The sequence below is a fragment of the Sutterella sp. genome (assembly GCF_030539355.1).
GTDB lineage: Bacteria > Pseudomonadota > Gammaproteobacteria > Burkholderiales > Burkholderiaceae_F > Sutterella.
This window is the reverse complement of record NZ_JAUNSF010000045.1, coordinates 1-22,345: the sequence shown is the minus strand read 5'-3', so window position 1 is coordinate 22,345 and position 22,345 is coordinate 1. Positions and strand designations below refer to the sequence as shown.

Annotated in this window: 20 protein-coding genes; 10 read left to right on the top strand and 10 right to left on the bottom strand. The window is 65.0% G+C overall.

Translation table 11 applies throughout. The annotated features are described in order from the left end of the window. Positions 1-792 (bottom strand): endonuclease (locus Q4F91_RS07780; RefSeq protein WP_303336424.1); only part of this gene is annotated, 792 nt, incomplete at its 3' end. A gap of 153 nt (positions 793-945) precedes the next feature. Further along, positions 946-1,707, bottom strand: coding sequence for an endonuclease (locus Q4F91_RS07775; RefSeq protein ID WP_303336422.1), 762 nt, complete (start codon positions 1,705-1,707; stop codon positions 946-948). Positions 1,708-1,940: 233 nt separating this feature from the next. Here Q4F91_RS07775 and Q4F91_RS07770 point away from each other — a divergent pair, with 233 nt between their 5' ends. From Q4F91_RS07770 to Q4F91_RS07755, 4 genes are all read left to right on the top strand, one after another. Then, a complete protein-coding gene (locus tag Q4F91_RS07770; protein WP_303336420.1) occupies positions 1,941-2,327 on the top strand; it encodes a hypothetical protein in 387 nt (128 codons plus the stop codon). A 176-nt stretch (positions 2,328-2,503) separates the two neighbouring features. Further along, a complete protein-coding gene (locus tag Q4F91_RS07765; protein WP_303336419.1) occupies positions 2,504-3,130 on the top strand; it encodes a hypothetical protein in 627 nt (208 codons plus the stop codon). A gap of 55 nt (positions 3,131-3,185) precedes the next feature. After that, the gene (locus Q4F91_RS07760; protein WP_303336417.1) at positions 3,186-3,806 is read left to right on the top strand and encodes a hypothetical protein; all 621 of its coding nucleotides are present in this window, start codon (positions 3,186-3,188) and stop codon (positions 3,804-3,806) included. A gap of 55 nt (positions 3,807-3,861) precedes the next feature. Continuing rightward, a complete protein-coding gene (locus tag Q4F91_RS07755) occupies positions 3,862-5,769 on the top strand; it encodes a hypothetical protein (protein ID WP_303336416.1) in 1,908 nt (635 codons plus the stop codon). A 78-nt stretch (positions 5,770-5,847) separates the two neighbouring features. Here the strand turns inward: Q4F91_RS07755 and mutM are convergent, their stop codons facing one another. Continuing rightward, positions 5,848-6,696 carry a bifunctional DNA-formamidopyrimidine glycosylase/DNA-(apurinic or apyrimidinic site) lyase gene (gene mutM, locus Q4F91_RS07750; RefSeq protein ID WP_303336414.1) on the bottom strand — a complete coding sequence of 283 codons (849 nt, stop codon included), beginning with the start codon at positions 6,694-6,696 and terminating at the stop codon, positions 5,848-5,850. A gap of 172 nt (positions 6,697-6,868) precedes the next feature. Between mutM and Q4F91_RS07745 the strand changes: the two genes are divergently transcribed. Then, a complete protein-coding gene (locus Q4F91_RS07745) occupies positions 6,869-7,831 on the top strand; it encodes an AEC family transporter (RefSeq protein WP_303336412.1) in 963 nt (320 codons plus the stop codon). A gap of 128 nt (positions 7,832-7,959) precedes the next feature. Here the strand turns inward: Q4F91_RS07745 and hydE are convergent, their stop codons facing one another. Beyond that, the gene (hydE, locus tag Q4F91_RS07740; RefSeq protein ID WP_303336411.1) at positions 7,960-9,150 is read right to left on the bottom strand and encodes a [FeFe] hydrogenase H-cluster radical SAM maturase HydE; all 1,191 of its coding nucleotides are present in this window, start codon (positions 9,148-9,150) and stop codon (positions 7,960-7,962) included. Positions 9,151-9,558: 408 nt separating this feature from the next. Here hydE and Q4F91_RS07735 point away from each other — a divergent pair, with 408 nt between their 5' ends. Then, positions 9,559-10,857 (top strand): shikimate kinase, encoded by a 1,299-nt coding sequence (locus Q4F91_RS07735; RefSeq protein WP_303336409.1) that lies wholly within the window; start codon positions 9,559-9,561, stop codon positions 10,855-10,857. A 718-nt stretch (positions 10,858-11,575) separates the two neighbouring features. Here the strand turns inward: Q4F91_RS07735 and Q4F91_RS07730 are convergent. Both Q4F91_RS07730 and Q4F91_RS07725 read right to left on the bottom strand, forming a co-directional pair. Beyond that, positions 11,576-13,501: a cation-translocating P-type ATPase gene (locus Q4F91_RS07730; protein WP_303336407.1), complete on the bottom strand. Its 1,926-nt coding sequence runs from the start codon at positions 13,499-13,501 to the stop codon at positions 11,576-11,578. 291 nt (positions 13,502-13,792) lie between these two features. Next, positions 13,793-14,068 (bottom strand): metal-sensing transcriptional repressor, encoded by a 276-nt coding sequence (locus Q4F91_RS07725; protein WP_303336406.1) that lies wholly within the window; start codon positions 14,066-14,068, stop codon positions 13,793-13,795. Between the two features lie 431 nt (positions 14,069-14,499). Here Q4F91_RS07725 and Q4F91_RS07720 point away from each other — a divergent pair, with 431 nt between their 5' ends. Beyond that, a complete protein-coding gene (locus tag Q4F91_RS07720) occupies positions 14,500-16,170 on the top strand; it encodes a putative transporter (RefSeq protein ID WP_303336404.1) in 1,671 nt (556 codons plus the stop codon). Between the two features lie 78 nt (positions 16,171-16,248). On the opposite strand, the gene Q4F91_RS07715 is transcribed toward Q4F91_RS07720, so the two are convergent. Next, the gene (locus Q4F91_RS07715; RefSeq protein WP_303336402.1) at positions 16,249-16,656 is read right to left on the bottom strand and encodes a type II toxin-antitoxin system death-on-curing family toxin; all 408 of its coding nucleotides are present in this window, start codon (positions 16,654-16,656) and stop codon (positions 16,249-16,251) included. Positions 16,657-16,661: 5 nt separating this feature from the next. Then, on the bottom strand, positions 16,662-16,910 hold the full coding sequence (locus Q4F91_RS07710) for a type II toxin-antitoxin system Phd/YefM family antitoxin (protein WP_303336400.1): 249 nt from the start codon (positions 16,908-16,910) through the stop codon (positions 16,662-16,664). A gap of 127 nt (positions 16,911-17,037) precedes the next feature. On the opposite strand from Q4F91_RS07710, the gene Q4F91_RS07705 reads away from it, so the two are divergent. Together Q4F91_RS07705 and Q4F91_RS07700 are read left to right on the top strand one after the other, a co-directional pair. Further along, on the top strand, positions 17,038-17,865 hold the full coding sequence (locus Q4F91_RS07705; protein WP_303336398.1) for a DUF4886 domain-containing protein: 828 nt from the start codon (positions 17,038-17,040) through the stop codon (positions 17,863-17,865). Between the two features lie 43 nt (positions 17,866-17,908). After that, a complete protein-coding gene (locus Q4F91_RS07700; protein WP_303336396.1) occupies positions 17,909-18,772 on the top strand; it encodes an alpha/beta hydrolase in 864 nt (287 codons plus the stop codon). Positions 18,773-18,965: 193 nt separating this feature from the next. On the opposite strand, the gene Q4F91_RS07695 is transcribed toward Q4F91_RS07700, so the two are convergent. Both Q4F91_RS07695 and Q4F91_RS07690 read right to left on the bottom strand, forming a co-directional pair. Continuing rightward, positions 18,966-19,370, bottom strand: coding sequence for a hypothetical protein (locus Q4F91_RS07695; protein ID WP_303336394.1), 405 nt, complete (start codon positions 19,368-19,370; stop codon positions 18,966-18,968). Between the two features lie 177 nt (positions 19,371-19,547). Then, positions 19,548-20,522, bottom strand: a complete 975-nt coding sequence (locus Q4F91_RS07690; RefSeq protein ID WP_303336393.1) for an AAA family ATPase — start codon at positions 20,520-20,522, stop codon at positions 19,548-19,550. A 412-nt stretch (positions 20,523-20,934) separates the two neighbouring features. Between Q4F91_RS07690 and Q4F91_RS07685 the strand changes: the two genes are divergently transcribed. Then, positions 20,935-21,333, top strand: coding sequence for a putative quinol monooxygenase (locus tag Q4F91_RS07685; protein WP_303336391.1), 399 nt, complete (start codon positions 20,935-20,937; stop codon positions 21,331-21,333). Positions 21,334-22,345 lie beyond the last annotated feature (1,012 nt).

Here is a 22,345-nt window from a genome sequence, read left to right as displayed (position 1 = left end):
GGCGTACATCTTGTTCCAGGCCTCCATGAGCTTCCTCTGCTGGTCCGAGAGGCGGTACCTCGGGTACTGCTGGGCCATGTAGAGCGTCGTGCGGGCGATGGCGCCGCGCGTGTACTCCGGCGGCTCGGCCTTCTCACCCTCGATCTTCATCGGGCAGGTGCCGAAGGTGACCTTCGCGTTCGGCAGTTCATCGTAGTAGTAGTTGAGGCGCATGGCGTTCACCGCGCCGATCGCCGGATAGAGGTTGTAGAGGTCGGCCTGCATCAGGCGGTATTCCTTGCTGGCCTTCTCGGCGCACTTGCGGCCCTTGTAGCTCGTGCCGTCGCTCTCCCTGCAGACCTCGGCACCCTCGCGCCATTCCGTGAAGGAACGCCCGAAGTGCTCGGCCGGAACCACGTGCTCCCACTCGACGCGCTTCGCGCGCTCCTCGTGCTCCGGGGTCCTGAAGCCCTTCGGGAGCTTGATGTTCTTGTTCGCGTCGAACGATGCGTTGCAGTAGAAGGTGGTGCGGTGGTCGTTGTAGACCTGATCCTCGAGGAGGTGCTTCGCGGTGTTGAAGGACTCGATCTTCTTGTTGCCGCCCGCGGGCTCACCCGTCGTCTGCACCGTCTCGTCGCCCGTCGAGGGAACCTCCTCCGTCGGCTGGAGCCAGCCGAAGAGCGCGGCCGCGATCACGATGAGGAGGGCGACAATGGGCCGCACCTTGGCCGGGAGCATCGCGAGGATCTGCTGGATGATGTTCACGAGCAGAGCGTTGTTGCTGCCCGTGCTTCTGTTGGTCTTCTTCGCCATTTCAAAAAATCCGGACTTCTTGAAAACAGGGTTGGGGGTCGGGTGCCCTCGCGTGATTCACGGGAGGGTCCGATCCCCGCATTGTGTCACTTTCCGCACCCGGGTGAGGCGCCCTTCCTCGGATCAGCCCGGAGAGGCGCTGACGTCCGCCGGTCAGAGACCGGCCCTGCGGCAGGCCTCGGTGACGAACTTGTTCTCGTTGCCCTGGATTTTCTGGATGCGCTTCGCGCGGGTGCACTCCCAGGCGTCGGGCGCGTACATCTTGCTCCAGGCCTCCATCAGCTGGCGCTGCTGGCGCGAGATGCGGTACTTCGGATAGGCGTCGGCCATGTAGAGCGTCGTGCGGGCGATGGCGCCGCGCGTGTACTCGGGCGGCTCGGCGCGGTTGCCGGAGACCTTCATCGGGCAGGTGCCGAAGGTGGGCTTCACGTCGGGGAGCATCGCGTAGTTGTAGTTGAGGCGCATGGCGTTCACGGCGCCGATCGCCGGGTAGAGGTTGTACATGTCGCTCTGCATGTAGCGGTACTCGGTGTTGGCCTTCTCGGCGCACTTCCTGCCCTTGAACCGGTTGCCGCGGTTGTCGACGCAGACCGGGTCGCCCTCGCGCCACTCCGTGAAGAAGCGCCCGAAGTTCTCGGCGGGCACCACGTGCTCCCACTCGACGCGCTTCGCGCGCTTGGCGTGCTCGGGCGTCACGAACCCCGCGGGGAGATCGATGTTCTTCTTCGCGTCGAACGTCGCGCGGCAGTAGAAGGTGACGCGGTGGTCCATGTAGACCTGGCGCTCGAGGAGCTTCTTGGCCTGGTTGAAGGATTCGATCGTGGTGTTTCCGGCGGCGTGCGCGGCGGCGGCCGTCATCACGGCGCAGGTGACGAGGGCGGTGATCGCGGCGATCTTCCTGGCGGTCCTGAACATTTGTCTCTTCTCTCCCTTTTTCGTGAATGTTCTCTGCTGCGGGCGGCGGGGCGGCCGCCGGGCAGCGAGGCATTGTCCCACAGATGGCCCGCCGCCGCGGGAGGAAGGTTTCGCCGGAGGGATCCTTCTCTCGAAGGATGGACTTCAGGGATGTCCGCTGACAAAATGAAATTTCCGGGTGAAATAACCGGGTCCCGGAGATCGCCGTGCACCGGCCGCGCCTGTAGGATGTCATGACAAACACGAACACTCAGCAAAAGGAAAGCTTCAGGGATCTGGCTGCGCGTCTGCTCTCCGAACAGATGTCATCCGATCTGGTGTGGATCGGCCCCGTCGGCACCGCCGTGATCGGCTTCGTCTGCCTCGCATTCGCCGACGATTTCCACCGGAACCGGATCGCCGGTGGTGTCTTCGCCGCGTGGGCCGTGGCGGCTCTGATCCATCTCGTGGATGTCGTCAGTCTCATCACGAATTACCAATTCAAAATTTACTCCGACGACGATGAGGCCACGGTGCTCGACAAGACGGCGGCCCTGAAATTCCTGAAAAAGCGCAGGAACCTCTGCATCGCGGGGCTGGTGATCTCCGTCTGCGCCGGATTTTACGCACAGATTCAGTGACGGATTGTTATCCGGGAATGGCCTTCCTCCGCCCGGCTTTCCAGGAATTTCAAGCCGGTGGCACACTGAGGGTACTTCCTCGTGCCGTTTGCCTCCCCAGGCCTGCTAACATCACCCGACGGCCGGGAATTCCCGGACAGGAACCTTCACTGCAACCGCATGCGGAACGACTGAAATTGGCAAAGACGAAGAAGAACCTCTGGGAACAGAGACTCTCCACGGTCGAGGAAGCCGAGGCTTATCTTTTCGGAGACCCGGCGCTCACGGAGGTGCGCTCTGAGAGTCCGCTCTTCATGGACGCCCTCGCCTCCGACCAGAACCTCTGCATAAAACTGATTGCCATGGTCTACAAGCGGGCGCTCGCGGGTGACGTCCCCTCCTGCCGCTGGTTCGTGAAGTACATATCGGAGTACTCCGACACCGAGCAGCCCGTCGACAGGATCTGCCGCGAGGCGGAGAACTACGATCCGCTCTCGCCCGAGATGGAGGAGTGGCAGCGGCGCTGGGACACATTCCACGTCCTCAACCGGATCGCCGTCGAAAAGAGCGGTGAGGCCCGGGACAAGGCGCAGCTGCTGCGCTCCTTGAGCATTCACGTCCTCTGCCTCGCCTCGATGCTCAACTGCCGGGGTAGCGAGAAATATGCGGAGAAGCAGGTGATCCTGAGGTTGCTCCTCGTCGCCTACGAGAAGGCGAAGGTCGAGTACTTCGATCAACTTGCACCGAAGGACCGGGACTTCCTCGAACAGCAGGACCGGCTCATCGATCAGGTCCTGAACGGCCAGAACCCGTTCGAGGACTGAGGAACAGGCAGGTGCCGGGCCGACCACATTCATCCCACTTCAGCAAGGAACAACAGTGACAGAAGCGAACGACAAGCCGAGAAAGCTGCTCGAAACGGCCGGAGAAGTCGAGGAATACCTCTATGCCGACCCGGAGCTCACCGAAGAGCGCTTCTGGAGCGAGCTCTTCATTGACTCGATGAGGGACCCGGAGGTCTTCCGCAGCTCGTACGGGATCATCCGGAAGCGTGCCGAGGAAGGCGACGCGCCCTCCTGCCGCTTCGCCGCCATGAAGGAGGCGGAATTCTCCGAGGCGCTCTATCCGGTGAGTCATGTCTGTGCGAGGCCCGGGCTCCATGATCCGCTCTCCGGGGAGATGAGGGACTGGCTGTGCCGCCGGGAGTACATCCTCAGGCTCGACAGAATCGCCGTTGAGAAGGCCGGCGATCCCGATGACAAGTTCGAGTACCTCTCGGATCTCGGTCAGTGCGTCATGTGCCTCGCCCGCATGCTGAGCTGCCGGCAGGAGTCCCGGTACGACGAGCTCCGGGACGGCCTGAAGAGGCTCCTCGGGGAGTACGAGGAAGGCAGGGCCAGGTATCTCGGCGACATCACGCCGCAGAGCCGCGGCATCATTGAGAATCTCGACGGACAGCTCCGGGCCGCCCTTGACGGGAAGAGCCCGGGCGAGGTCTGACCGCCGGTCCCGAGCCGAATTCAAAACACATGCTGCAGACGGGCATTCACGAACCATGCTTCTTGACGAGAACGAGTTCCTCAACGCGGTCAACAACCTCACCAATCCGTTCAAGCTCCTCGCCGACCCGCTCCGCACGTATCTGCCGACGTCGCTCGCGATGGTGCCGCACCCGGTCGGGGATCTCGTGAGCTCGGTCGGGATCACGGAGAGCTCGCTCGTCGTGGCCGCTTGGTTCTTCCAGTTCCTCTCGGCGAGGGCGGCGGACTCCCGGGAGAACTGGACGGGGCTGCTCGACAAGTTCTTCTCCGAGGAGATCGACGGGTTCGAGCGGGCCATGCCGCGGCTCTCCGTCGAGGAGCAGGTCCTCGCCCGGGCGGCGCTCGCCACCTTTCAGGGCGGAAAGTGGGAGCGGCTCCGCGGGGCGCTGTCGCGCCGCCGCGCCGCGGACGACGCGGGCGATGCCGATCCCTGGAACATCATGAACCGGCTCTGCCGGGATTCCCGCAGGAGCTACATCAAGAACGTCCGCGACAAGGCCGTCACCTTCCGCATCGGCGTGCTCCTCAACTTTGCCCGCCTCGCACACGGCTTCCCCGGCCGCCTCGGCATCCCGGAGGAGGTTCAGAATGAGCTTTATGCCCGTGCGCTCGAGCTCGGCGGAGCCATGCGGCTCGGCGACATGGAGCTCCTGCGCGCCATTCCCCCCGGCCGCCGGCTCGGGACCGAGAGCAATTTCTCCTTCCTTTACGGGGCGAGTCCCGGGCTCGCCCTCCTCGGGCGCAGGTTCGAGCTTCTCTGCTGGCAGTCTCCGAAGGCCGCCATGGAGCTGATGAGCCGCTTCGGCGACGAGGTACTCAACGAGCGCCGGGAGATCGTGAAGAGGAGGAACGGGGATGACGGCGAATTCGATCCGAAGTCCCTGCCGCCCGTGAAGGGCGCGGCAGCGAGGAGCTTCCTCGAGCTCATGAAACTGAAGGAGAGGTTCGTCGGCCGCAGGAACGCGGCCGAGGAGGACTGGACGCCCGCGGCGCTCAGCCATGCGCTCCGCCACTGCCACGGCGCCGCCGCCTGGCTCGGCCGCGAGTACTGCGGCCTCGAGCCCCCGGCCTTCATCCCGCTCGACGCCCCGAAGGAGGAGCCCTTCCGTATTCCGCAGGAAAAGGCCGGTGAGGCGCTCCTCTCGGGCTGGTATCCCTGGGGGCGGCTCATTGAGGACGCCAGGTCGGACGTGCCCACGCCCTTCGAGGAGTTCCTCGATGCGCTCGGGCTCCCGGCGTCCGCCGCAGCGGAGGCACCCGCTCCTGCGGAGCGGCTCGGAGAACTTCTTGAGGCGCACTCGCCCGAGCTCGTTGCCTTTGCGCTCGCCTTCGCCTCGATGGAGTGCCTCGACCGGAACGTGCCGGAGGAATTCTTCCGCGGGCATGTCGCCCGCAGGGCGATCTCCGTGGCGGACGCGCCCGCGGCCGGGGAGACCGAGGAGACCGGCGACGGCGCCTGGGGCGGATTCAGCGCCGAGGCGCGGCTCCTCAATGAGACCCGGCGCATGGTCCGCGAGGACCTCCCTCCTCTCGCCGAAGCCTGGTTCTCACTCGCCGAGGAGCACGGGGACGCCGCGGACGCCGTGAAGCTCGCGGACCTCGAGTGGAAGGCGCTGATGCGGAGCTTCGAAGCGCGGTACGCGCGCGGCGCCGACGAAGGGCTCCGGAGGCTCCTCAATCTCGAATTCGGCTTCGCGCTCGCCTTCCTCGCGAAGGAGAACTGCGTCGACGACGACGGGATTGAGCGTTTCGGCGGCGTCTGGCGCCCGGTGCGCATAGACCGGGCGTTCCTTCTCGAGGCGCGGGCGCTCTCGCTCGAGATGGTGGTCGCAATGAAGGACGAGATCCTCGGGAGCATGCGGGAGCTCGTGCAGGACGACCCGGAGCCTGCCGCGGTGGCGGCGGCGCTGGGCCTGCAGTGACGGCGCCGTGAACATTCTTCTGAATCTGAACCGATTCAGAAGGATGATTTCATTGAAAATATAAACCGGTGACTTCCATTACCCGATGCTCTGGCACTCGGGACAGAACACGCTCGACCGGCCGCCGACGACGATCCGGCGGAGCGCCGAGCCGCACACCGGGCACGGATGCCCCTCGTGGCCGTAGACCTGCAGGAAGGGCGTGTTGCGGTAGTCCCGGCCCCTGAGGTCGAGCGCCTCCTCCGAGGTCATCTCGTTCTTCGCGCAGAAGTAGCCGAGCCGCTCGGGGATCACCTCCGCGAGACACTCCCACTCCTCCGCGGTGAGGCCTGAGGCGGCGCGCTCCGGATGGATGCCCGCTGAGAAGAGGATCTCGTCGGAATAGATGTTGCCGATGCCGGCGATGACGGACTGGTCAAGGAGGCAGGACTTGATCGCGCGGGCGCTTCGTCCGAATTTAGACGACAGGTACTCTGCGGTGAGCGCAGGCGAGAGGGGCTCGACCCCGAGCCGGTCGATGCCGCAGAGGGCGTCGCTTTCTCCTTCTTCAAGGAGCCAGAGCCGGCCGAAGCGGCGCGTGTCGGAGAAGCGGAGCTCCGTGCCGCCCGAGCTGTCCGAAAGGCTCAGCACGACATGCGTGTGCTTCTCCTCCGGGTGCCCGGCGGGCGCGAGGAGAAGGCACCCGGTCATGCGCAGGTGAATGACGAGCCTCAACGGCCCCTCCGCCCCGGCGAGACCGAGGACGAGGAACTTGCCGCGCCGGCCCGCGGTCGTGAAGACGGCGCCGGTGAGAAGACGGCGGAAAGTTTCGGCGTCCGGGTGCGCCACGACGTCAGCGCGCCTCACGTCGACCGCCTCGACCCGCCGCCCGTGCAGGCCGGGCTCGAGCATGCGGCGGACGGACTCAATCTCAGGGAGCTCAGGCACGGAGGCCTCCTTCATGGGAACGGAATGAAAACGGACGATGAAGTGTAGCCGCCCTCATCGGAACCGATGAAGACCATACCGCGCGGCGGGTGTCTCCGTTCCACTTGATGCCCCGCCGGTGGTACGCTCACGGGATACATTTAGAAAAAGTCGTTCCGGCGACCAACCACCAATGCTTACCGCCATCCTCCACTCACTCTCCAACACCCTGGTGCTCCTCTTCACGGGCGCCTTCGGGTGGTGGCTCGCCCACATGGGCTACATCGACCGCGAGCGGCGCGCCTTCATCGCGAAGCTCGTGAATCTCTCGATTCCGTTCTTCCTCTTCAACTCCGTCACGTCGCGCTTCACGCACGATCAGCTGATTGAGCTCCTCTCGATGGGCTTCATCCCCTTCATCACGATGAGCATCAACTTCATCGCGGCCGTGACGCTCGTGAAGCTCGGGCTCGTGCGCGCGGAGTGGCGGGGCACCTTCATCGCCTGCTTCTGCTCGGCCACCGTGCTCTTCGTGGGCGTGCCGATGACGATGGCGATCTTCGGCGAACAGGGCATCCCGCTGCTGCTCGTCTACTTCTTTGCCAACTGCCTCTTCGTCTGGACGGTGGGCCTCTACTGCGTGCAGCTTGACGGCGTGCACAAGGTCCATGGCCTGCGGCCCCGCATCATCAGCAGGCAGAGCTTCCACATGCTCTTCTCGCCCCCGCTCGTCGCCTTCCTGATCGGCGTCGCGGTGATCCTGATCGGCGTGTCGGTCCCGAACTTCATCGCCGGCACCGCCCGCACGATCGGCCAGATCACGTCGCCCCTCGCCCTCATCTTCATCGGCATGACGATCGAGTCGATGGGCTTCGAGAAACTGAAGCACCTGCCGCGCGAGATCTGGCTCATTCTCGGCTCCTGCTTCATCTTCCGCCCCGTCATCGTCTACCTCACGGCGAGCTTCTTCGGCGCCCCGCGCGAGATGATCCAGGTGCTCGTCGCCGCCTCGGCGCTCCCCTGCACGAGCGTGATCGCGGTGCTCGCCAAGACCTACGGCGCGGACGAGACGTTCGCCTCCGAGGCGATCGGCGCCACCACGCTCGGCCTCGTCTTCGTGCTGCCGGTGCTGCTCGTGGTGATCAACCTCATCTGACCTTCCGCCGGCAGGGCCGGATTTCAACCGGCGGAAATGACTTCGCCCGGGGAGAGATCCCCGGGCGAAACCGTATGTGCGGTCCGTGAATGTTTCCCGGGAGGCGTTCCCCGGGATCCGGTCTTCCGTCAGATCGCGCGCAGGCGGATGAGGCGCTTCCCGTCGGGCGTGTAGTCCTTCGCGGGCTTCACCTCGTCGGGGCGTCCCATGCGGCGGAGGTAATGGCGGGAGGAGCCCGACATGTTCCAGCCGACCGAGCGGCCGCGCGACTCGATTCGTTTCTCGAGGCACGAGGCGCAGTGCGTGGGCTCGTCGTCGAGGCACGGCTTGTTGTCGTAGAGCTGGTAGCCCTTCCTGAAGCGCTGCGGCGAGAGGTTCGGCATCACGATGTTGCAGCCGTACTCGATGCCCATCTCGCGGCCGTCGTCGCGGATCGCCTGGAGCGCCGTGGCGGCGGCGATGTTGACGGGGCCCATCACGAGGCGCGTCACCGCGATCATGTTGAGCGCGAGCTGGAGCAGCGCCCTGGGCTCCATCTGCCCGAGCGACTCGAGGTCGTTGCCCTCGCTTCTCAGGTACGGGCCCATGCCGATCATGTCGACGTCGATCTCCTGGAACGTGCGGATGTCGTGCGCGAGGTCCTCGAGCGTCTGCCCGGGGATGCCGATCATCACGCCCGAGCCTACCTGATAGCCGCAGCGGCGCAGCGACCTCAGGCACGCGAAGCGGTGCTCGAGGTTCTTCTCGTTCGTGCCCGGGGTGGAATGGAGCATCGCGAAGAGCTTCGGGTTGGAGGTCTCGAACCGCGCGAGGTAACGCAGCGACTCCGGATTCCCGCAGGCCTCGGCCCAGCGGCGGTAGACCTCCTCCTCCTGGTCGCCGAGCGAGAGCGTGACGCCCACGCCCTTCGGGAGCAGCGGACCCTTCGTCTTCTCGTGGATTTCGCGCAGGCACGAGCAGATGAACTCGATGAACTTCTCGTCGTGGCGCTCGCCCGACTGCAGGCACACCGAGCCGTAGCCGTTGCGGGCGGCCCAGACGGCCTGCTCCACGATCTCCTCCTGGGTCATCGTGTAGCGCTTCACCGCGTGGTTGGCCTTGCGGATGCCGCAGTAGCGGCAGTTCGCCGTGCAGATGTTGGAGAGCTCGATCAGGCCTCGGTAGTACACGTAGGGCCCGAGGAGCTCGGTCGTGCGCGCGAAGGCGGCGTCGCGGAGCATCCCGCAGAGCCCGGGATCCGTGAGCCCGAGGAGCGTGACGATGTCGTCGTCGTTGAGTTCGGGCTTCTTGAGAAGCCCGGCAAGCTGTTGTGGGGTCATTAGGTCAAAAGGAGTAATTTCTGTTGAAACGGATTCTGCACCACTCGCGGCCCGTTGTGTGGGAAAAACCCTTATTCGGACGGTCTCGATAGTTTCTCCGTGATGCCGTGATGCGCTGCGAAGCGGCATGAAAGGACAGGAAGTCCGGCGAAAACGGCGCTTCAGACTCCCCTCGCCTGCTGTACGATTCGCTCCCCCGACGGGATACTGTGCAGAGCTACCCCGAAAGGGGCACAATTGGAACGGCGCTTTCTCCAGAGTGCCCGCACGGCGCAATAATGGCGCAGGCCTTATCGAACACAAGCTTCATTCCTCCTCCCTTTTCCGATGTCCCCCAGTGCAAATTCACAGCCCTCTCCCTTCGGAGAGGCGGGTCCGGACGGCGACTTCCAGCCGATCACGGACCGCATGCTCCTCGGGGATCCGGAGGCGGACCCCGACGACCCGCGCTTCTGCTGGCTCTCGGGGCGCAGGCCCTCGGCGGCGGCTCCGGAGGGGCACGAGATTCTCGCGAAGTTCGGTGTCACCGGCGCGGAGAGCCTGCATCTCTCGAAGTCCGATGCGCTTGACTTCCTGATCCGCGGCCGCTGGGACGGCGTCGTGGTGGAGGCCCCGTACCAGAAGCTCGCGATGGAGGTCTGCGGACATTTGTCCCAGGCCGCGAGGACCACGGGGCTCGTGAACCTCCTTCTGCGCGAGGGCGACGGCACCGTGACCGGTGACTTCACGCTCGCGACGGGCCTCACAAGGCTGCTCCCGTCGCTCGGCGTCCCGCTCGAGGAGTGCCGCGCGCTCTTCCTCACGGGCCCCCTCGGGGATCCGCTCTCCGAGGGCCTGGCGCGGCTGCTGCTCAAGCTCGGCGTCGTTTCGGCCGATCTCGTGAAGATCGGCAATCCCCTCACCGAGGAACGCATCGAGGCGCTTCCCGCCGCGCAGCGCGCGAACCTCCTCATCAACGCGACCGAGTTCGGGCATGCCCCGGATTTCGAGGGCATGCCCATCGAGACGCCGGGGTGCCTCTCTGCCTTCCCGAAGCTCGTCGCGGTGCTCGACCTCATTGACAACCCGATCCGCACGCGGCTCGTCTGGTGCGCCCAGACGCACGGCCTGCAGGCGAGGAGCGCGCTGGGCCTGCGCGTGATCGAGGCGCGCGAGGCGACCGAGCTCTTCACCGGCCGCACGCTCCCCTTCTCCGCCACCCGCACCATCCTCGGCGACATCCGCCGCGACGCCGCCAACATCGTGCTGATCGGCATGCCGGGCTGCGGCAAGACCACGATCGGCAAGGTCGTGGCCGGCAGACTCATGCGCGAGTTCGTGGACATCGACGCCCTGGTCGAGGCGCGCGTGGGGAAGCCCTCGCAGAGGATCTACCGCGAGGACGGCGAGGCGTACTTCAGGAGCCACGAGTCGGCGGTCATTGAATCACTGGCAGGCCGCCACGGGCTCGTGATCTCCACGGGCGGCGGCGCCTGCCTCATGCCGAGGAATCGCATGCTGCTGGCATTGAACGGCACGTTCCTCTGGCTGCAGCGTCCGCTCTCGAAGCTCTCCACCTACAAGCGCCCCATCCCGCAGCAGCGCGGCGTCGAGGTGCTCTACGAGGAGCGCGCCCCCATCTACCGCGAGCTCGCCGAGCGCATCATCACCGTGCGCACGATCGAGGAGACCGTCTCCGAGATCATCGGCGAGGAGGAAATGGTCTGAGGGGAGGCTCATCGGCCAGTGCTGAAGCGCATTGCAGCAAGCCGAGGGCGTACTGTTTTCAAAGCTTTTGCGGGCAGCCACAAGAGCGCATCAGGCACCTCCCCTGAAGAAAACTGTTGATCTTACGTCGCTCCCGGATAAGACAGGAGCCTCTTTTCCCGACTGTGGACTTGTGTCAAATTGTGTCATTCATGTAAAATCGAAATCAAACAGGCTGTCGTAAGCGTTAGGGATATGTGCTGTGCAAAGTGTAGCCCTATGGCGGTAGAGACAGTCTGTGCGCCCGCAAGGATGCTGCCGCAAGAAATTGCACGCACGGCAGTAATCAGCGGGCGTATTTTTTGATGTGTTCCGCGCGGGTTCTCAACATGTAACAAGGGATGCCTTCCCCGGGTGGGGCTGAGACCGGAAACCTCCGGGAGTCTGAGACGCGATGCCACGGGGGAGTTCCGGGCGCGCCTTTCCGTACTCTCTCTCAGAAAAGGCACTGACGGAAGGGTCCGGACCGGGACCGAAAAAGGTCCGGAACGCCTTCCGTCAGCAGCGGGTCGAGGCCGGGGAGATCCGGGCGGCGGAACATTTCCGCCCTTCTCTCTTCCTTCCTCTGTCTGTGACCGGCTCTTCCCCTGGAAGATTCAGGAGGAGCCGGCCCGGGGCGCTGCGGGCGGGATGAGCCCGGAGAGGGAAAGCGCCCGCGGATTCGAGAGTTTCTGCGCTGTCAGGCCTCCTTGTCCGTCGTTTCCTCGGCGCCGGGGGTGCGCAGGAGCCGCGCGGAATTGAGGATCACGAGCACCGAGCCCGCGTTGTGCACCAGCGCGCCGAGCACCGGTCCGAGGAGACCGAGGGCCGCGAGGATGATCGCCGCGAAGTTGATGCCCATGGCGAGCGTGATGTTGAAGCGGATCATGCGCATCATGCGGCGCGAGAGTTTGACGAGCCAGGGGATCACGCGGATGTCGTCGCGCACGAGCACGATGTCGGCGGCGTTCACCGCGATGTCGCTGCCCACGCCGCCCATGGCGATGCCGACCCAGGCGCGTTTCAGAGCAGGCGCGTCGTTGATGCCGTCGCCCACCATGGCAGTCTTGACCGTTGCCTTCTCAAGCGACGCGAGGCGCTCGAGCTTGGTCTCGGGCATGCACTCGGATTCGACCAGCCTCGGGTCGATGCCCGCGGCCTCGGCCGCGTGCATGGCGGCCGCCGGGTGGTCGCCCGTCATCAGCATCGGGGCGACGTTCATCGACTTCATGGCGGAGACGGCCCTGCCGATGCCGGGACGCATGCGGTCGGAGAGCGTGATGAAGCCCGCGACCGAGCCCGCGACCGACACGAACACCGCGCTCGCGCCGTCGGCGCGGAAGGGGAGCGCCGCAGCCTCGGCCCGTTCAATCTCAGCGTCCGTGGCGGCGCCGATCGACTTGAGCCAGGAGAGACGCCCCACGGCGACTTCACCCGACGAGGTCTGAGCACGCACGCCGCTGCCGCTTTCCATCGAGAATTCGGCCGGGTCGGGGAGCGCCTCGCCGGCGTTCCTTTCCTTGAAGCCGCGCACGATAGCGGCGCCGAGCGGGTGCTCGGACTGCTTCTCGGCAACGGCCGCGAGCTTCAGAAGCTCGGGGGCGGTGATGGAATCGGTGAGCGTCTGCACGTCGGAGACGGCGGGCTCGCCCGTCGTGAGGGTGCCGGTCTTGTCAAAGGCGACGCGGTCGATCTCGGCGAGGCGCTCAAGGGCATCGCCCTCGCGCACGAGGACGCCCTTCTTCGTGGCGCACCCGATCGCGGCCATGACGGCCGTCGGAGTGGCGAGCACGAGCGCGCACGGGCAGAAGACGACGAGGATCGTGACCGCGCGGATCTCCTCGCCGGTGACGAGCCAGACGAGGAACGCGGCCGAGAGCGCCATCACGACGATCCAGGTGGCCCAGCGGTCGGCGAGGCGCACGATCTCGGCGCGGCTCGCGTCCGCGGATTCGACGAGCTTCGCCATGCGGGCGATCGTGGAGCTCTCGCCCACCTGGTCGGCGCGCATGTCGAAAGCGCCGAAGCGGTTGATCGAGCCGGACATCACGCTGTCGCCCGGGCCCTTGTCGACGGGCATCGCCTCGCCGGTGAGGACCGATTCGTCCACGCTCGTCGTGCCCGAGAGGATCTCGCCGTCCACCGGAACCGTCTCGCCCGGAAGAACTCGGACGGTGACGCCGGCCGCGACCTCGGAGGCCTGAATGATGCGCTCGGCATCGCCCTCGACCACGCGGGCGGTCTCGGGCGCGAGGGACGCGAGGCGCTCGATGCCCTTGCGGGCACGGGCCACGGTGAGCTCCTCGAGGAGGGCGCCGAGCTGCATGATCACCGCCACCTCGCCCGCGGCGAAGTATTCGCCGATGATGACGGAGGCGATGAGAGCGAGCGAGACGAGCACGTCGGCCTTGATGTCAAAGCGCCGGATCAGGCCCTCGGCGCCCTCGATGATGATCGGCACGCCGCAGAGGATGATCGCCACCCACGAGGGGTCGATGCCGTACACCTTCACGTCGAAGAAGCCCGCGACGAGCGCCACGGCGGATATCGCGATCAGTATCGCTGCCCGCGCAAACTCATTGCTCCAGAGCCCCGGAAGACCGGATTTTTCAGACTGTTCAGCCATTCTCTTTTCTCCATACCCCTGCGGGCGCCCGGTCGAAACCCTGGGGAAATCAATGCGTTTCGATCTTATGGGTATACCCGTATGGGTATCGAAGGGGATAAATTTTTTTTCGCCGGACCCGCTTCCAGGGGTGAAGGGGCACGGCGAAAACGTCGGGTTGTTTCAAACTGGATACCCCCTGGGGGTATGGCGCAAGATTAGCGCCGCTCCGGTGAGCTTGTCAACCCCATGGGGGTATGGGGTATTGCGCGGTCACGGGAGCGCGTCTACGCCGGGCACGCGCCGCCCGGATCAGCTCATGCGGGCGAAGTGCTCCACGGCGCGGGCGAACTTCGCCACGGTCTCCTCGGCGTTGCCGTTCTCGATGCCGTCGCGGACGCAGTGCTGCAGATGTCCCTCGAGCACGATCTGGCCCGCGCGGTGCAGTGCGCTCTTCGCGGCGTTGATCTGCACGAGGATGTCCTCGCAGGGCACGTCCTCGTCGATCATGCGGTCGATTGCCTCGACCTGGCCGATGATCTTGCGGAGCCGGCGGTGAAGGTTGGGCGCGTCCATGCACTTTTTCATTCAGATATACCTCCTGGGGGTATGGGTTGGTCCGGGGACATTGTCGCAGAAAAATCGTGCCGCGGGGGAGCGCTCCGGGAAGGCGATTGTCGCAGGCGCGGCTGATTAATCAGTCAGGGGTTGGGTCAAGGTCTGCCCTGCTCTCCGGGGCCGGAGCCCGGTAAGAGCGTAAAGGCGGTGTAAAGGTCGCCCTTCCGCCCGTGATCCGTGCAAAGGGAGCGGCGTTCGGCGCGGTCGGACACCTTCGGCGGGATTAGACTTCGCGGCCGAACACAAATCGGGGATCCCGCCCGCATTCCTTTCGGAACCGGATGCGCGGCAAACAGGATTCAGGGAGACCCCGGAGAAAAGCAGACGTTCCCGCCGCACCGGTCAGTTCCGGACGGACAAAGGAACCCGCACGCCACCACCAAACTGGGGAAGAAACTTTCATGGAATCGGTGCTCACCAATCCGGGCTCGGTCGCGCACATCGTGCTCGTATACGCGCTCGTGATCTCAATCGGTCTCGCGCTCGGACGCATACGGGTCTTCGGCGTCTCGCTCGGCGTCACCTTCGTGCTCTTCGTGGGGCTGCTCGCCGGCCACTTCGGCATCGGCGTCGAGAACCACGTGCTGATGTTCCTGCGCGACTTCGGCCTCATCCTCTTCATCTTCTTCATCGGCCTGCAGGTCGGACCGTCCTTCTTCTCGAGCTTCAAGTCCGGGGGCGTCGTCCTGAACGGCCTCACCGTGGGCGCGATACTGCTCTCGATCATCGTCACCCTCCTCCTCTGGGCCGTCGCCGGCGGCTCGATCGATCTGCCGGCTTTCCTCGGCGTCCACTACGGTGCCGTCACCAACACCCCGGGCCTCGGCGCCACGCAGGAGGCGCTCGCCGTGATGGGCTACCAGGGCGAGGACATCGCGGTGGCCTACGCCTGCGCCTATCCGCTCGGCGTCGTGGGCATCATCCTGTCGGCGATCATCATCCGCGTCGTCTTCCGCATCAACCTCGCCGACGAGGACAGGGCCTGGGAGGCCGACGAGGCCGACAAGAACGAGGCGCCGATCAGCTTCCACGTGGAGGTCGCCAACGGGTTCCTCAACGGCCAGACCCTCGAGGCGATCCGCCGCTTCATCGGCCGGCCCTTTGTCTGCTCGCGCAGGAAGGCCGTCGGAGAGGAGATCTCCTCGCCCGGTCCCGAGACGCAGGTGCGGAGCGGCGACATCCTGAAGATCGTCGCCCAGGCCGACAGCAAGGAGGCGATCGTCGCCTTCTTCGGCAAGGAGGCCGGGGACGTTGACCTCGAGACGCCCCACTCGCCCGTGCACTCGGAGATGGTGGTGGTGACCGACCCGGCGGTCAACGGCCTGCGCATCAAGGACCTCCACGTCTCGCACTACGACGGCCTCAACATCACCCGCATCTACCGCGCCGGCATGGAGGTGTTCCCGTACAGGAGCCTTCACCTGCAGCTCGGCGACCGCCTGCGCGTCGTGGGTCCGCAGCGCGCGATCACGCGCTTCGCCTCCCGCGTCGGCAACCAGACGCAGAAGCTCGACCACCCGAACATCATCTCGATCTTCGTGGGCATCGCGCTCGGCATCCTCGCCGGCATCATCCCGATCGCCATCCCGGGCGTCCCGGTGCCGGTGAAGCTCGGCCTCGCGGGCGGCCCGCTCGTCGTGGCGATCCTCCTCGGCCGCTACGGGCCGTCCCTGAAGCTTGCCACGTACACGACGAACTCGGCGTCGCTCATGCTCCGCGAACTCGGCATGGCGTTCTTCCTCGCGAGCGTGGGCCTCGCCGCGGGCGGCGGCTTCGCCGACGCCTTCATCCACGGGAACGGCTTCCTCTACATGCTCTACGGCGTCGTCATCACGATGGTGCCGCTCCTCATCATCGGCTGGGCCGCGCGCCGGTTCTTCCACTTCAACTACCACTCGATCGTGGGCCTGATGGCGGGCGCCACCACCGATCCCCCGACGCTCGCCTACGCGGCGACGCTCTCCGAGAAGAACAGCTCCGCGGTGGCCTACTCGACCGTCTATCCGCTCGCGATGTTCCTGCGCATCGTCACGGGTCAGATCCTGCTGATCATCTTCTGGTCGGCGGTGTAGCCGCAAGCTGAGCAGCTGATCGTTTCAAAAGACAGATTCCGCCCGGGGTGAGAGCCTCGGGCGGTGTCGTTTACGGGGTCAGGCGTCGTTGCGGGAGTAGTTCCGGCGGAGCCAGTCGGCGAGCTCCGGGGCGGTGAGCTCGCCTGTGGCGGCGGAGATCACTCTCTCCTCAAGGTCATCGACCATGTGCGGGCGGATGCCGTTCCGCTTCAGAAACAGCATCATCGAGTTCATCGACGTGCGCTTGTTGCCGTCGGCGAAGAGGTGCGCGCGGGCGATCGCCACGCAGTACATCGCGGCGAGCGTGAAGATGTCGCTGACGCCCTCGTAGAGCTCGAGATTGCGGACACGGGAGACGACCGGGCTCAGACGGCCGGGTTCCGTTCGGCTCGGCAGCCCGCCGTAGTGCTGGACTGCTTTGTTGTGAACCCAGACGATCTCCTTCTCGGTGAGGAGCACGGGTTTGTTTGGGGCGGCTCTTCCCATGATGTTCACTTGTCCGTGAGCGATCTGTTCACCTCGTCGAACTCGGCGAAGATCTCCCCCACGTCCTTCTCCATCCTCGCCTCCCAGAGCGCCTCGTAGACATCGCTGCTCACGAGCACGGCGACGGGCTTCCCGTCAGCGGTGATGGTGACGGGGCCGGCGTCCTCCTGGCTCACGGATTCGAGCAGTTCGGAGAGCCTTGAGCGGGCCTCCTCGGCGGTGACGGTTCTTTCGTCGGACGTGGTGATGTTCATGGGTTTCGGCGCCTGAATCGTGTCTGCAGGCAGACAGCATAACCCGTTCAGACGGTCTCCCCGGGGGCGGGCGCGCTGATATGATTTTCGGGGGGACATCCCCTCTTTTCGGAAGGAGAATTTGAATATGAAATCCACCAGGATCCTTGCCGCCGCCGTCGCCGCCTGCCTGACCATGGGCGTTGCCACGGCGGCCGAATGGAGCGTGAAGCCGAAGGTCACGTCGCTCCCTGCCCAGCCCGAGCGCGTGCTCCTCGTCGGCAACTCGTTCATGTACTACAACTGCGGCGTCAACGGCTACCTCTCGGGCCTCAACCGCGCCAAGGGCGTGAAGATGCGCTCGACGATGGCCACGATCGGCGGCGCGGGCCTCGACTGGCACCTCGTCAAGACCTACCTCCGCCCGGACGGCCTCTCGAGCTACTCCACGCTCAACGACGGCTCGAACCGGCTCGTCTTCAACAAGTTCCCCGACGGCAAGGTCTTTGACGCCGTCGTCCTGCAGGACAACAGCCAGGGTCCGGTGCACCCGGAGCTCGCGAAGTTCTTCAAAAAGTACGCCGCCATCCATTCGAAGGACATCCGCGAGACCGGCGCGGAGCCCCTTTTCCTCATGACCTGGGCCTATGCCGACCGTCCTGAGATGACGAAGCAGCTCGCCGACGCCACGACCGCGGTCGCGAACGAGAACAACGCCATGGTGATTCCCGTGGGCATCGCCTTCGCGAAGTCCCTCGAGGGCCGCCCGAATCTCAAGCTCACCGTCGCCGACAATCGTCACCCGACCGCCGCGGGCACGTACCTCGAGGCCGCGGTGATGTTCGCCGCGCTCACGAAGTCCTCGCCCGAGGGCGCGGACTATCTGGGCGGGTGCGAGAAGCCGCTCGCGAAGGAAGACGCCGCCTGGCTGCAGTCGGTCGCCTGGCAGACCGTGAAGGAGTTCTACGGCTGGTGATCCCGGCCCGCCTGAACGCTCATATTGAAACTGGAGACAGAATATGAAGAAGACACTGCTCGCCGCCGCGCTCTGCGCCCTCTGCGGCTCCGCCCTTTCCGCGGCCGCTGCGGAAGTCATTCCGCTCTGGCCCGACGGCGCCCCCAACAGGAGCGCCATCACCGAGCCCGAGCGCACGGATGAGAAAGGCAACATCTACAACGTGACCGAGGGCCGCATGGAGGTCCTCCCCGCGAAGAACCCGAACGGCCGCGCGGTGATCCTCATCCCGGGCGGCGGCTACGGCACGCTCTCGATGGCCTCGATGGACGGCAGCTTCGCGCCGTTCCTGAACGACCAGGGCTTCACGGTCTTCATGCTGAAGTACAGGCTTCCGAAGGGCAACCCCGAGGTGCCGCTCGCCGACGCCAACCGCGCCGTTGAGCTCGTGCGCGGCATGGCCGGGAAGTACGGCATCAGGACGGTCGGCGTCATGGGCGCGAGCGCGGGCGGACACCTCGCCGCGATCTCGTCGGTGAAGTGCTCCGGGGCGGCCTGCCCTGACTTCAGCATCCTCATCTATCCGAACATCACGATGATGCAGGAGGAGACGATGCCGAAGAGCTCCTGCAGGAAGAACCTCATCGGTGAGGAACGCTCGGTGAAGTACGACGCGGCCTTCTCGGCCTACAAGCACGTCTCGCTCACGACGCCTCCGGCCTTCATCGCGGTCTCGGCGCAGGATCAGTTCGCGGGCGCGCTCGGCAGCCTCCTCTACACCCGCGCGATGATCGAGAACGACCGTCCGGTGTCGCTCCACGTCTACCCGACGGGCAACCACGGCTGGCGCATCGGGAAGACGGAGAACTTCCCCGACGGCGACCACTTCCGCGATGACCTCGCGGCGTGGCTGAAGACGCTGCCGTAAGCCATCTGATGATCCTGATTACGCTGGAAATATTGGATTATCAGGATATATCTGGAATAGAGAGGGAGATGCCTCAGGGCACCTCCCTTTCTCATGGCCGGAAGGCTGAGGGTTCAGTGTCTGCCCTCTTCCGTCCCCCAGCGGTGCACCTGCCGCGGATCGTGCCGGAGAGGCATGCCGGAGCTCGGAAGGATCACGCCGGGAACAGGAGTCTCGGGTATTCCTCCTCGTCCGTCATCTCCGCCTCGCTGTCTTCGTCGGCACCGTAGAGCATGTCGCCGATGAAGCGGCAGGCGACGTCGGTGGCGGTTTCCAGTCGAGCATGGATCTCCGCGACCGCCTCGTCGGCAACGTCACCGGTCTCGTCCGAGATCCGGGTGGCAAACTCGAAGGTCTCGAGAAGCCAGTCCCATTCCATGCGCGTCCAGGGGCGGTCCGCGGCGAGGAACGCCCTCACGTCCGGACTCTCAAGGACGGAATGTTCGGCGACCGGGAAGTCCCTGAGCCTGCGGTTCCGGATAAACCTCTCCAGGTCTTCCGTCGCCTCGATCATGATGGCAACGAGCGCCTCGGCCGGTGTTTTCGTTGAGCGGGTCATCGGAATCACTCTCCCGAAGGAAGTTGAGCATGCCGACAGAATACCGACAAGCCTGCCGCGGCGCCCCGGAGACAGCGGCACACCGCGTTCTTCTCTCATCGGCCGGTCCGGGAGAAAGAAATCGGGCGGAGCCTTCCGACTCCGCCCGGTCGAGCGTTCTCCCGTTCTGACAATCGCTTACTTGATCTTCTTTCCGCTCTTCGCTTTCTGGATCATGTCGAAGGCGCCGGCGAGGTCGTCATAGATCTCGGCCACGTCGCCCGTGACGTCCTCGATCTCGACGCCCTGCTTCCCGCGGCGGGCGAAGGCGTAGGTGATGTAGTCCTCGACGTCCCAGCGCACCGAGTAGGCCTCGATGGCGCCGATCAGGTACGGGCTCTGGCTGATGACGATCACGCGGATGCCGATCGACTCGAGGATGAGGATGATCACCTCGGCGAGGCGCACCTGCCAGTCCGGGTGCATGCTGCTCTCGGGCGAGTCGAGGATCAGCACATCGTTGCGGCCGACGGCGCCCGAGAAGATGAGCTGCTGGAGCAGCAGGAAGAGGCGCAGGCCCGCGCCGGCGCTGCGGATGCGCTCGGAGGGCGAGCCCTCCTCGTCGGCGAAGCGCAGTTCCTTCGTGCCCGGGACGAGACGGCCGCGGCAGATGCGGCGGAGGTTCTCGCGGACCTGGGCTTCCTCGGGGTCCTCGTTCTCGGTGGAGAGCCCCTTGGCGTCAAAGGACTTCTGCACGAGCTCGAGCGTGCGCAGCGTCCTCTCGGACACGCTGATGCCGTGGAGATCCGTCTCGGGGCCGATCAGGCCGCAGAGCGCGAGAACCTCGTCGTCGATGAAGACGGCGCGCTGCGCGAAGCCCTTGAGGCACGAGAGATCCGGGGCGGTTTTGCCGCCCTGCCTGAGCGTCACCTTGCCGCCCGTCCTCGGGGCGAGCTTGATCTCAAGGGGTTCCTTCGGGTCGAGGTTGTTCGTGGGAAGCGAGTCAACGGCGGCCTTCATGGCCTTCTCGTCGCCCTGACCGTTGACGATCGTGTCAAGGAGCTTGGCAAAGGTGCTGCGGCCCGTGCCGTTGCGGCCGTAGAGAACGGTGACGTCGCCGAGTTCGATGTCCGCATCGCGGATGGCGCCGACGTTCTTGATCGAGATCTTCATGATTGTTTTTCCTTCTGCGGCTTCTCGGGGGAGTTCCGTGGGTGAGTGCGCCCGGGGTCTGTGTTCTGTTTATCTTCTGCGGCGGCTGCGCCGTCTCCCCCGGATCCCCGGGAGGGACACCAGAGAGGAGAGCAGCCATCCGCCGCCCGTGGCGGCGATGTCAAACAAAAATTATGCCGTGCCGCCCCCGCCCGGTGGCTAGTTGATTCCCCTCAGAAGATTCCCGGTCAGGGAAATCCCGGAGAAAATTTCCGCCCTCCTCCCCCTCCGGCAGCGGCGGTCCTGTGGGAGACCGTCAGTCCAATCCTTCCGTGCAAGCGTTCGACAGATTCGTGTGAGCGGGGCCGGCGTCTGTCTTTCAGAATGAAATCAGGGAGGGACTTCCTCCTGACAATCTTCAGGGAGCACTACCATGAGAACTCAGATTGCCGCGGCCGCGCTCGGCGCCGTCCTCGCCCTCGGCCTTCCCGCGACCCATGCCGCGGTGACCCCGGCCGGCCCCGAGGTCCGCATGGCCGAGATCCACGTGAAGCCCGGCTGCCTCGAAAAATTCCTCGCGGCCGTCACCGAGAACATGCGCGCGTCGGTCGAGAAGGAGCCTGGCGTGATCAGCATCTACTCGGTCGCCTCGAAGGAGGACCCGGCGCAGCTCACGTTCTTCGAGATCTACGCCGACCACGAGGCCTACATCACCCACACGAGGCAGCCGCACTTCCGCAAGTACATCGAGACGACGAAGGACCTGACCGACATGAAGCGCCTGATCGAGGTCGATGCCGTCGGACTCTTCCCCGCGCCGCGGAAGCGCTGATCCGGTCACCGACACCTCAGAGAAGGCGGGCTCCGCTCTTTCTCACGGGGCAGCCGCCGAGCCGCGGCTCCGCACATCTGAGGCACCCGAGGCCCGGAGGGACTCTCCCCCGGGCCTTTCCGCGTCTGAGGGCGCGGTCGCACCGGTTCCCCGGTTTTCCCGGAGGTTTTTATGAGCGAAGCTGGCAGCGCCGCCGCCGGGCCCGCCGCCGCCGCTGTGCAACACCCCGGCCTTTCCCGGAACGCCATTTACCGGGGACTTCTCCTCCGGGACGTCTTCCCGCACTCACTCCGGACCGCCTCCGAAGTGTCTTCCTCCGCGGCATTCTCAGGCAGCGGCGCTCCTTCCGACTCTGACGCATCCCCGTCGGTCATGAGACAAAGGACGACAGCATGTCGTTAAACATCCGGAAAAACATATCGCGATTATAACGCTGTTTTAAAAGTTGCAACACTGTTACTTTTAAGACCGCGCAGTGTTTTACATCTGTCTGCCGGAGATTTTCTAACGCCGTTACGGAAGATCTCGTATAATTTGTTAACCTCAGTTGAGGGGGAGCAATGGCGAACGATTCCTCATGAGCATCGATGATGTCCTGACGTTCGCCGGAGTGCCTGCCTCAGGATCCCCGCACCCGCAGGTGCGGGGGGATGTCAGCCTTCCCGCAGGCATTCACCGGGGCGGCGGCGGTCCCGCGCGACCGGGATCCGTCCCTGATGAGACGCCGGTTTGCGGCGTTTCGGGGCGTGTTCCCGGACTCAATCTGATAATTCCCTCCTAGCTTGAACACGGGATGCAGGGAGGGTACAGACAAAAAAATTATCGAGAGGGTGTCGGCCCGACATGATCTGTGCCTGACGTTTCTCATGACGAACGAATCTGACGTCGTGTCATTCATCAAAAGGGAGGGGTGAAAAGATACCGGACGGTGAATAATTTCCGCGAGGGCATACCAATTGCTTTATGAATGCGCCATAATGCCGGGATAAGATCTTTCAGGATCAATAAATTT

Excerpts from the sequence above, each read along its gene's own strand:
- Q4F91_RS07775 (WP_303336422.1), bottom strand. The coding sequence starts at position 1,707 with ATGTTCAGGACCGCCAGGAAGATCGCCGCGATCACCGCCCTCGTCACC.
- Q4F91_RS07770 (WP_303336420.1), top strand. The coding sequence starts at position 1,941 with ATGACAAACACGAACACTCAGCAAAAGGAAAGCTTCAGGGATCTGGCT.
- Q4F91_RS07755 (WP_303336416.1), top strand. The coding sequence starts at position 3,862 with ATGCTTCTTGACGAGAACGAGTTCCTCAACGCGGTCAACAACCTCACC.
- Q4F91_RS07745 (WP_303336412.1), top strand. The coding sequence starts at position 6,869 with ATGCTTACCGCCATCCTCCACTCACTCTCCAACACCCTGGTGCTCCTC.
- hydE (WP_303336411.1), bottom strand. The coding sequence starts at position 9,150 with ATGACCCCACAACAGCTTGCCGGGCTTCTCAAGAAGCCCGAACTCAAC.
- Q4F91_RS07735 (WP_303336409.1), top strand. The coding sequence starts at position 9,559 with ATGCTCCTCGGGGATCCGGAGGCGGACCCCGACGACCCGCGCTTCTGC.
- Q4F91_RS07730 (WP_303336407.1), bottom strand. The coding sequence starts at position 13,501 with ATGGCTGAACAGTCTGAAAAATCCGGTCTTCCGGGGCTCTGGAGCAAT.
- Q4F91_RS07725 (WP_303336406.1), bottom strand. The coding sequence starts at position 14,068 with ATGAAAAAGTGCATGGACGCGCCCAACCTTCACCGCCGGCTCCGCAAG.
- Q4F91_RS07720 (WP_303336404.1), top strand. The coding sequence starts at position 14,500 with ATGGAATCGGTGCTCACCAATCCGGGCTCGGTCGCGCACATCGTGCTC.
- Q4F91_RS07715 (WP_303336402.1), bottom strand. The coding sequence starts at position 16,656 with ATGGGAAGAGCCGCCCCAAACAAACCCGTGCTCCTCACCGAGAAGGAG.
- Q4F91_RS07710 (WP_303336400.1), bottom strand. The coding sequence starts at position 16,910 with ATGAACATCACCACGTCCGACGAAAGAACCGTCACCGCCGAGGAGGCC.
- Q4F91_RS07705 (WP_303336398.1), top strand. The coding sequence starts at position 17,038 with ATGAAATCCACCAGGATCCTTGCCGCCGCCGTCGCCGCCTGCCTGACC.
- Q4F91_RS07700 (WP_303336396.1), top strand. The coding sequence starts at position 17,909 with ATGAAGAAGACACTGCTCGCCGCCGCGCTCTGCGCCCTCTGCGGCTCC.
- Q4F91_RS07695 (WP_303336394.1), bottom strand. The coding sequence starts at position 19,370 with ATGACCCGCTCAACGAAAACACCGGCCGAGGCGCTCGTTGCCATCATG.
- Q4F91_RS07690 (WP_303336393.1), bottom strand. The coding sequence starts at position 20,522 with ATGAAGATCTCGATCAAGAACGTCGGCGCCATCCGCGATGCGGACATC.
- Q4F91_RS07685 (WP_303336391.1), top strand. The coding sequence starts at position 20,935 with ATGAGAACTCAGATTGCCGCGGCCGCGCTCGGCGCCGTCCTCGCCCTC.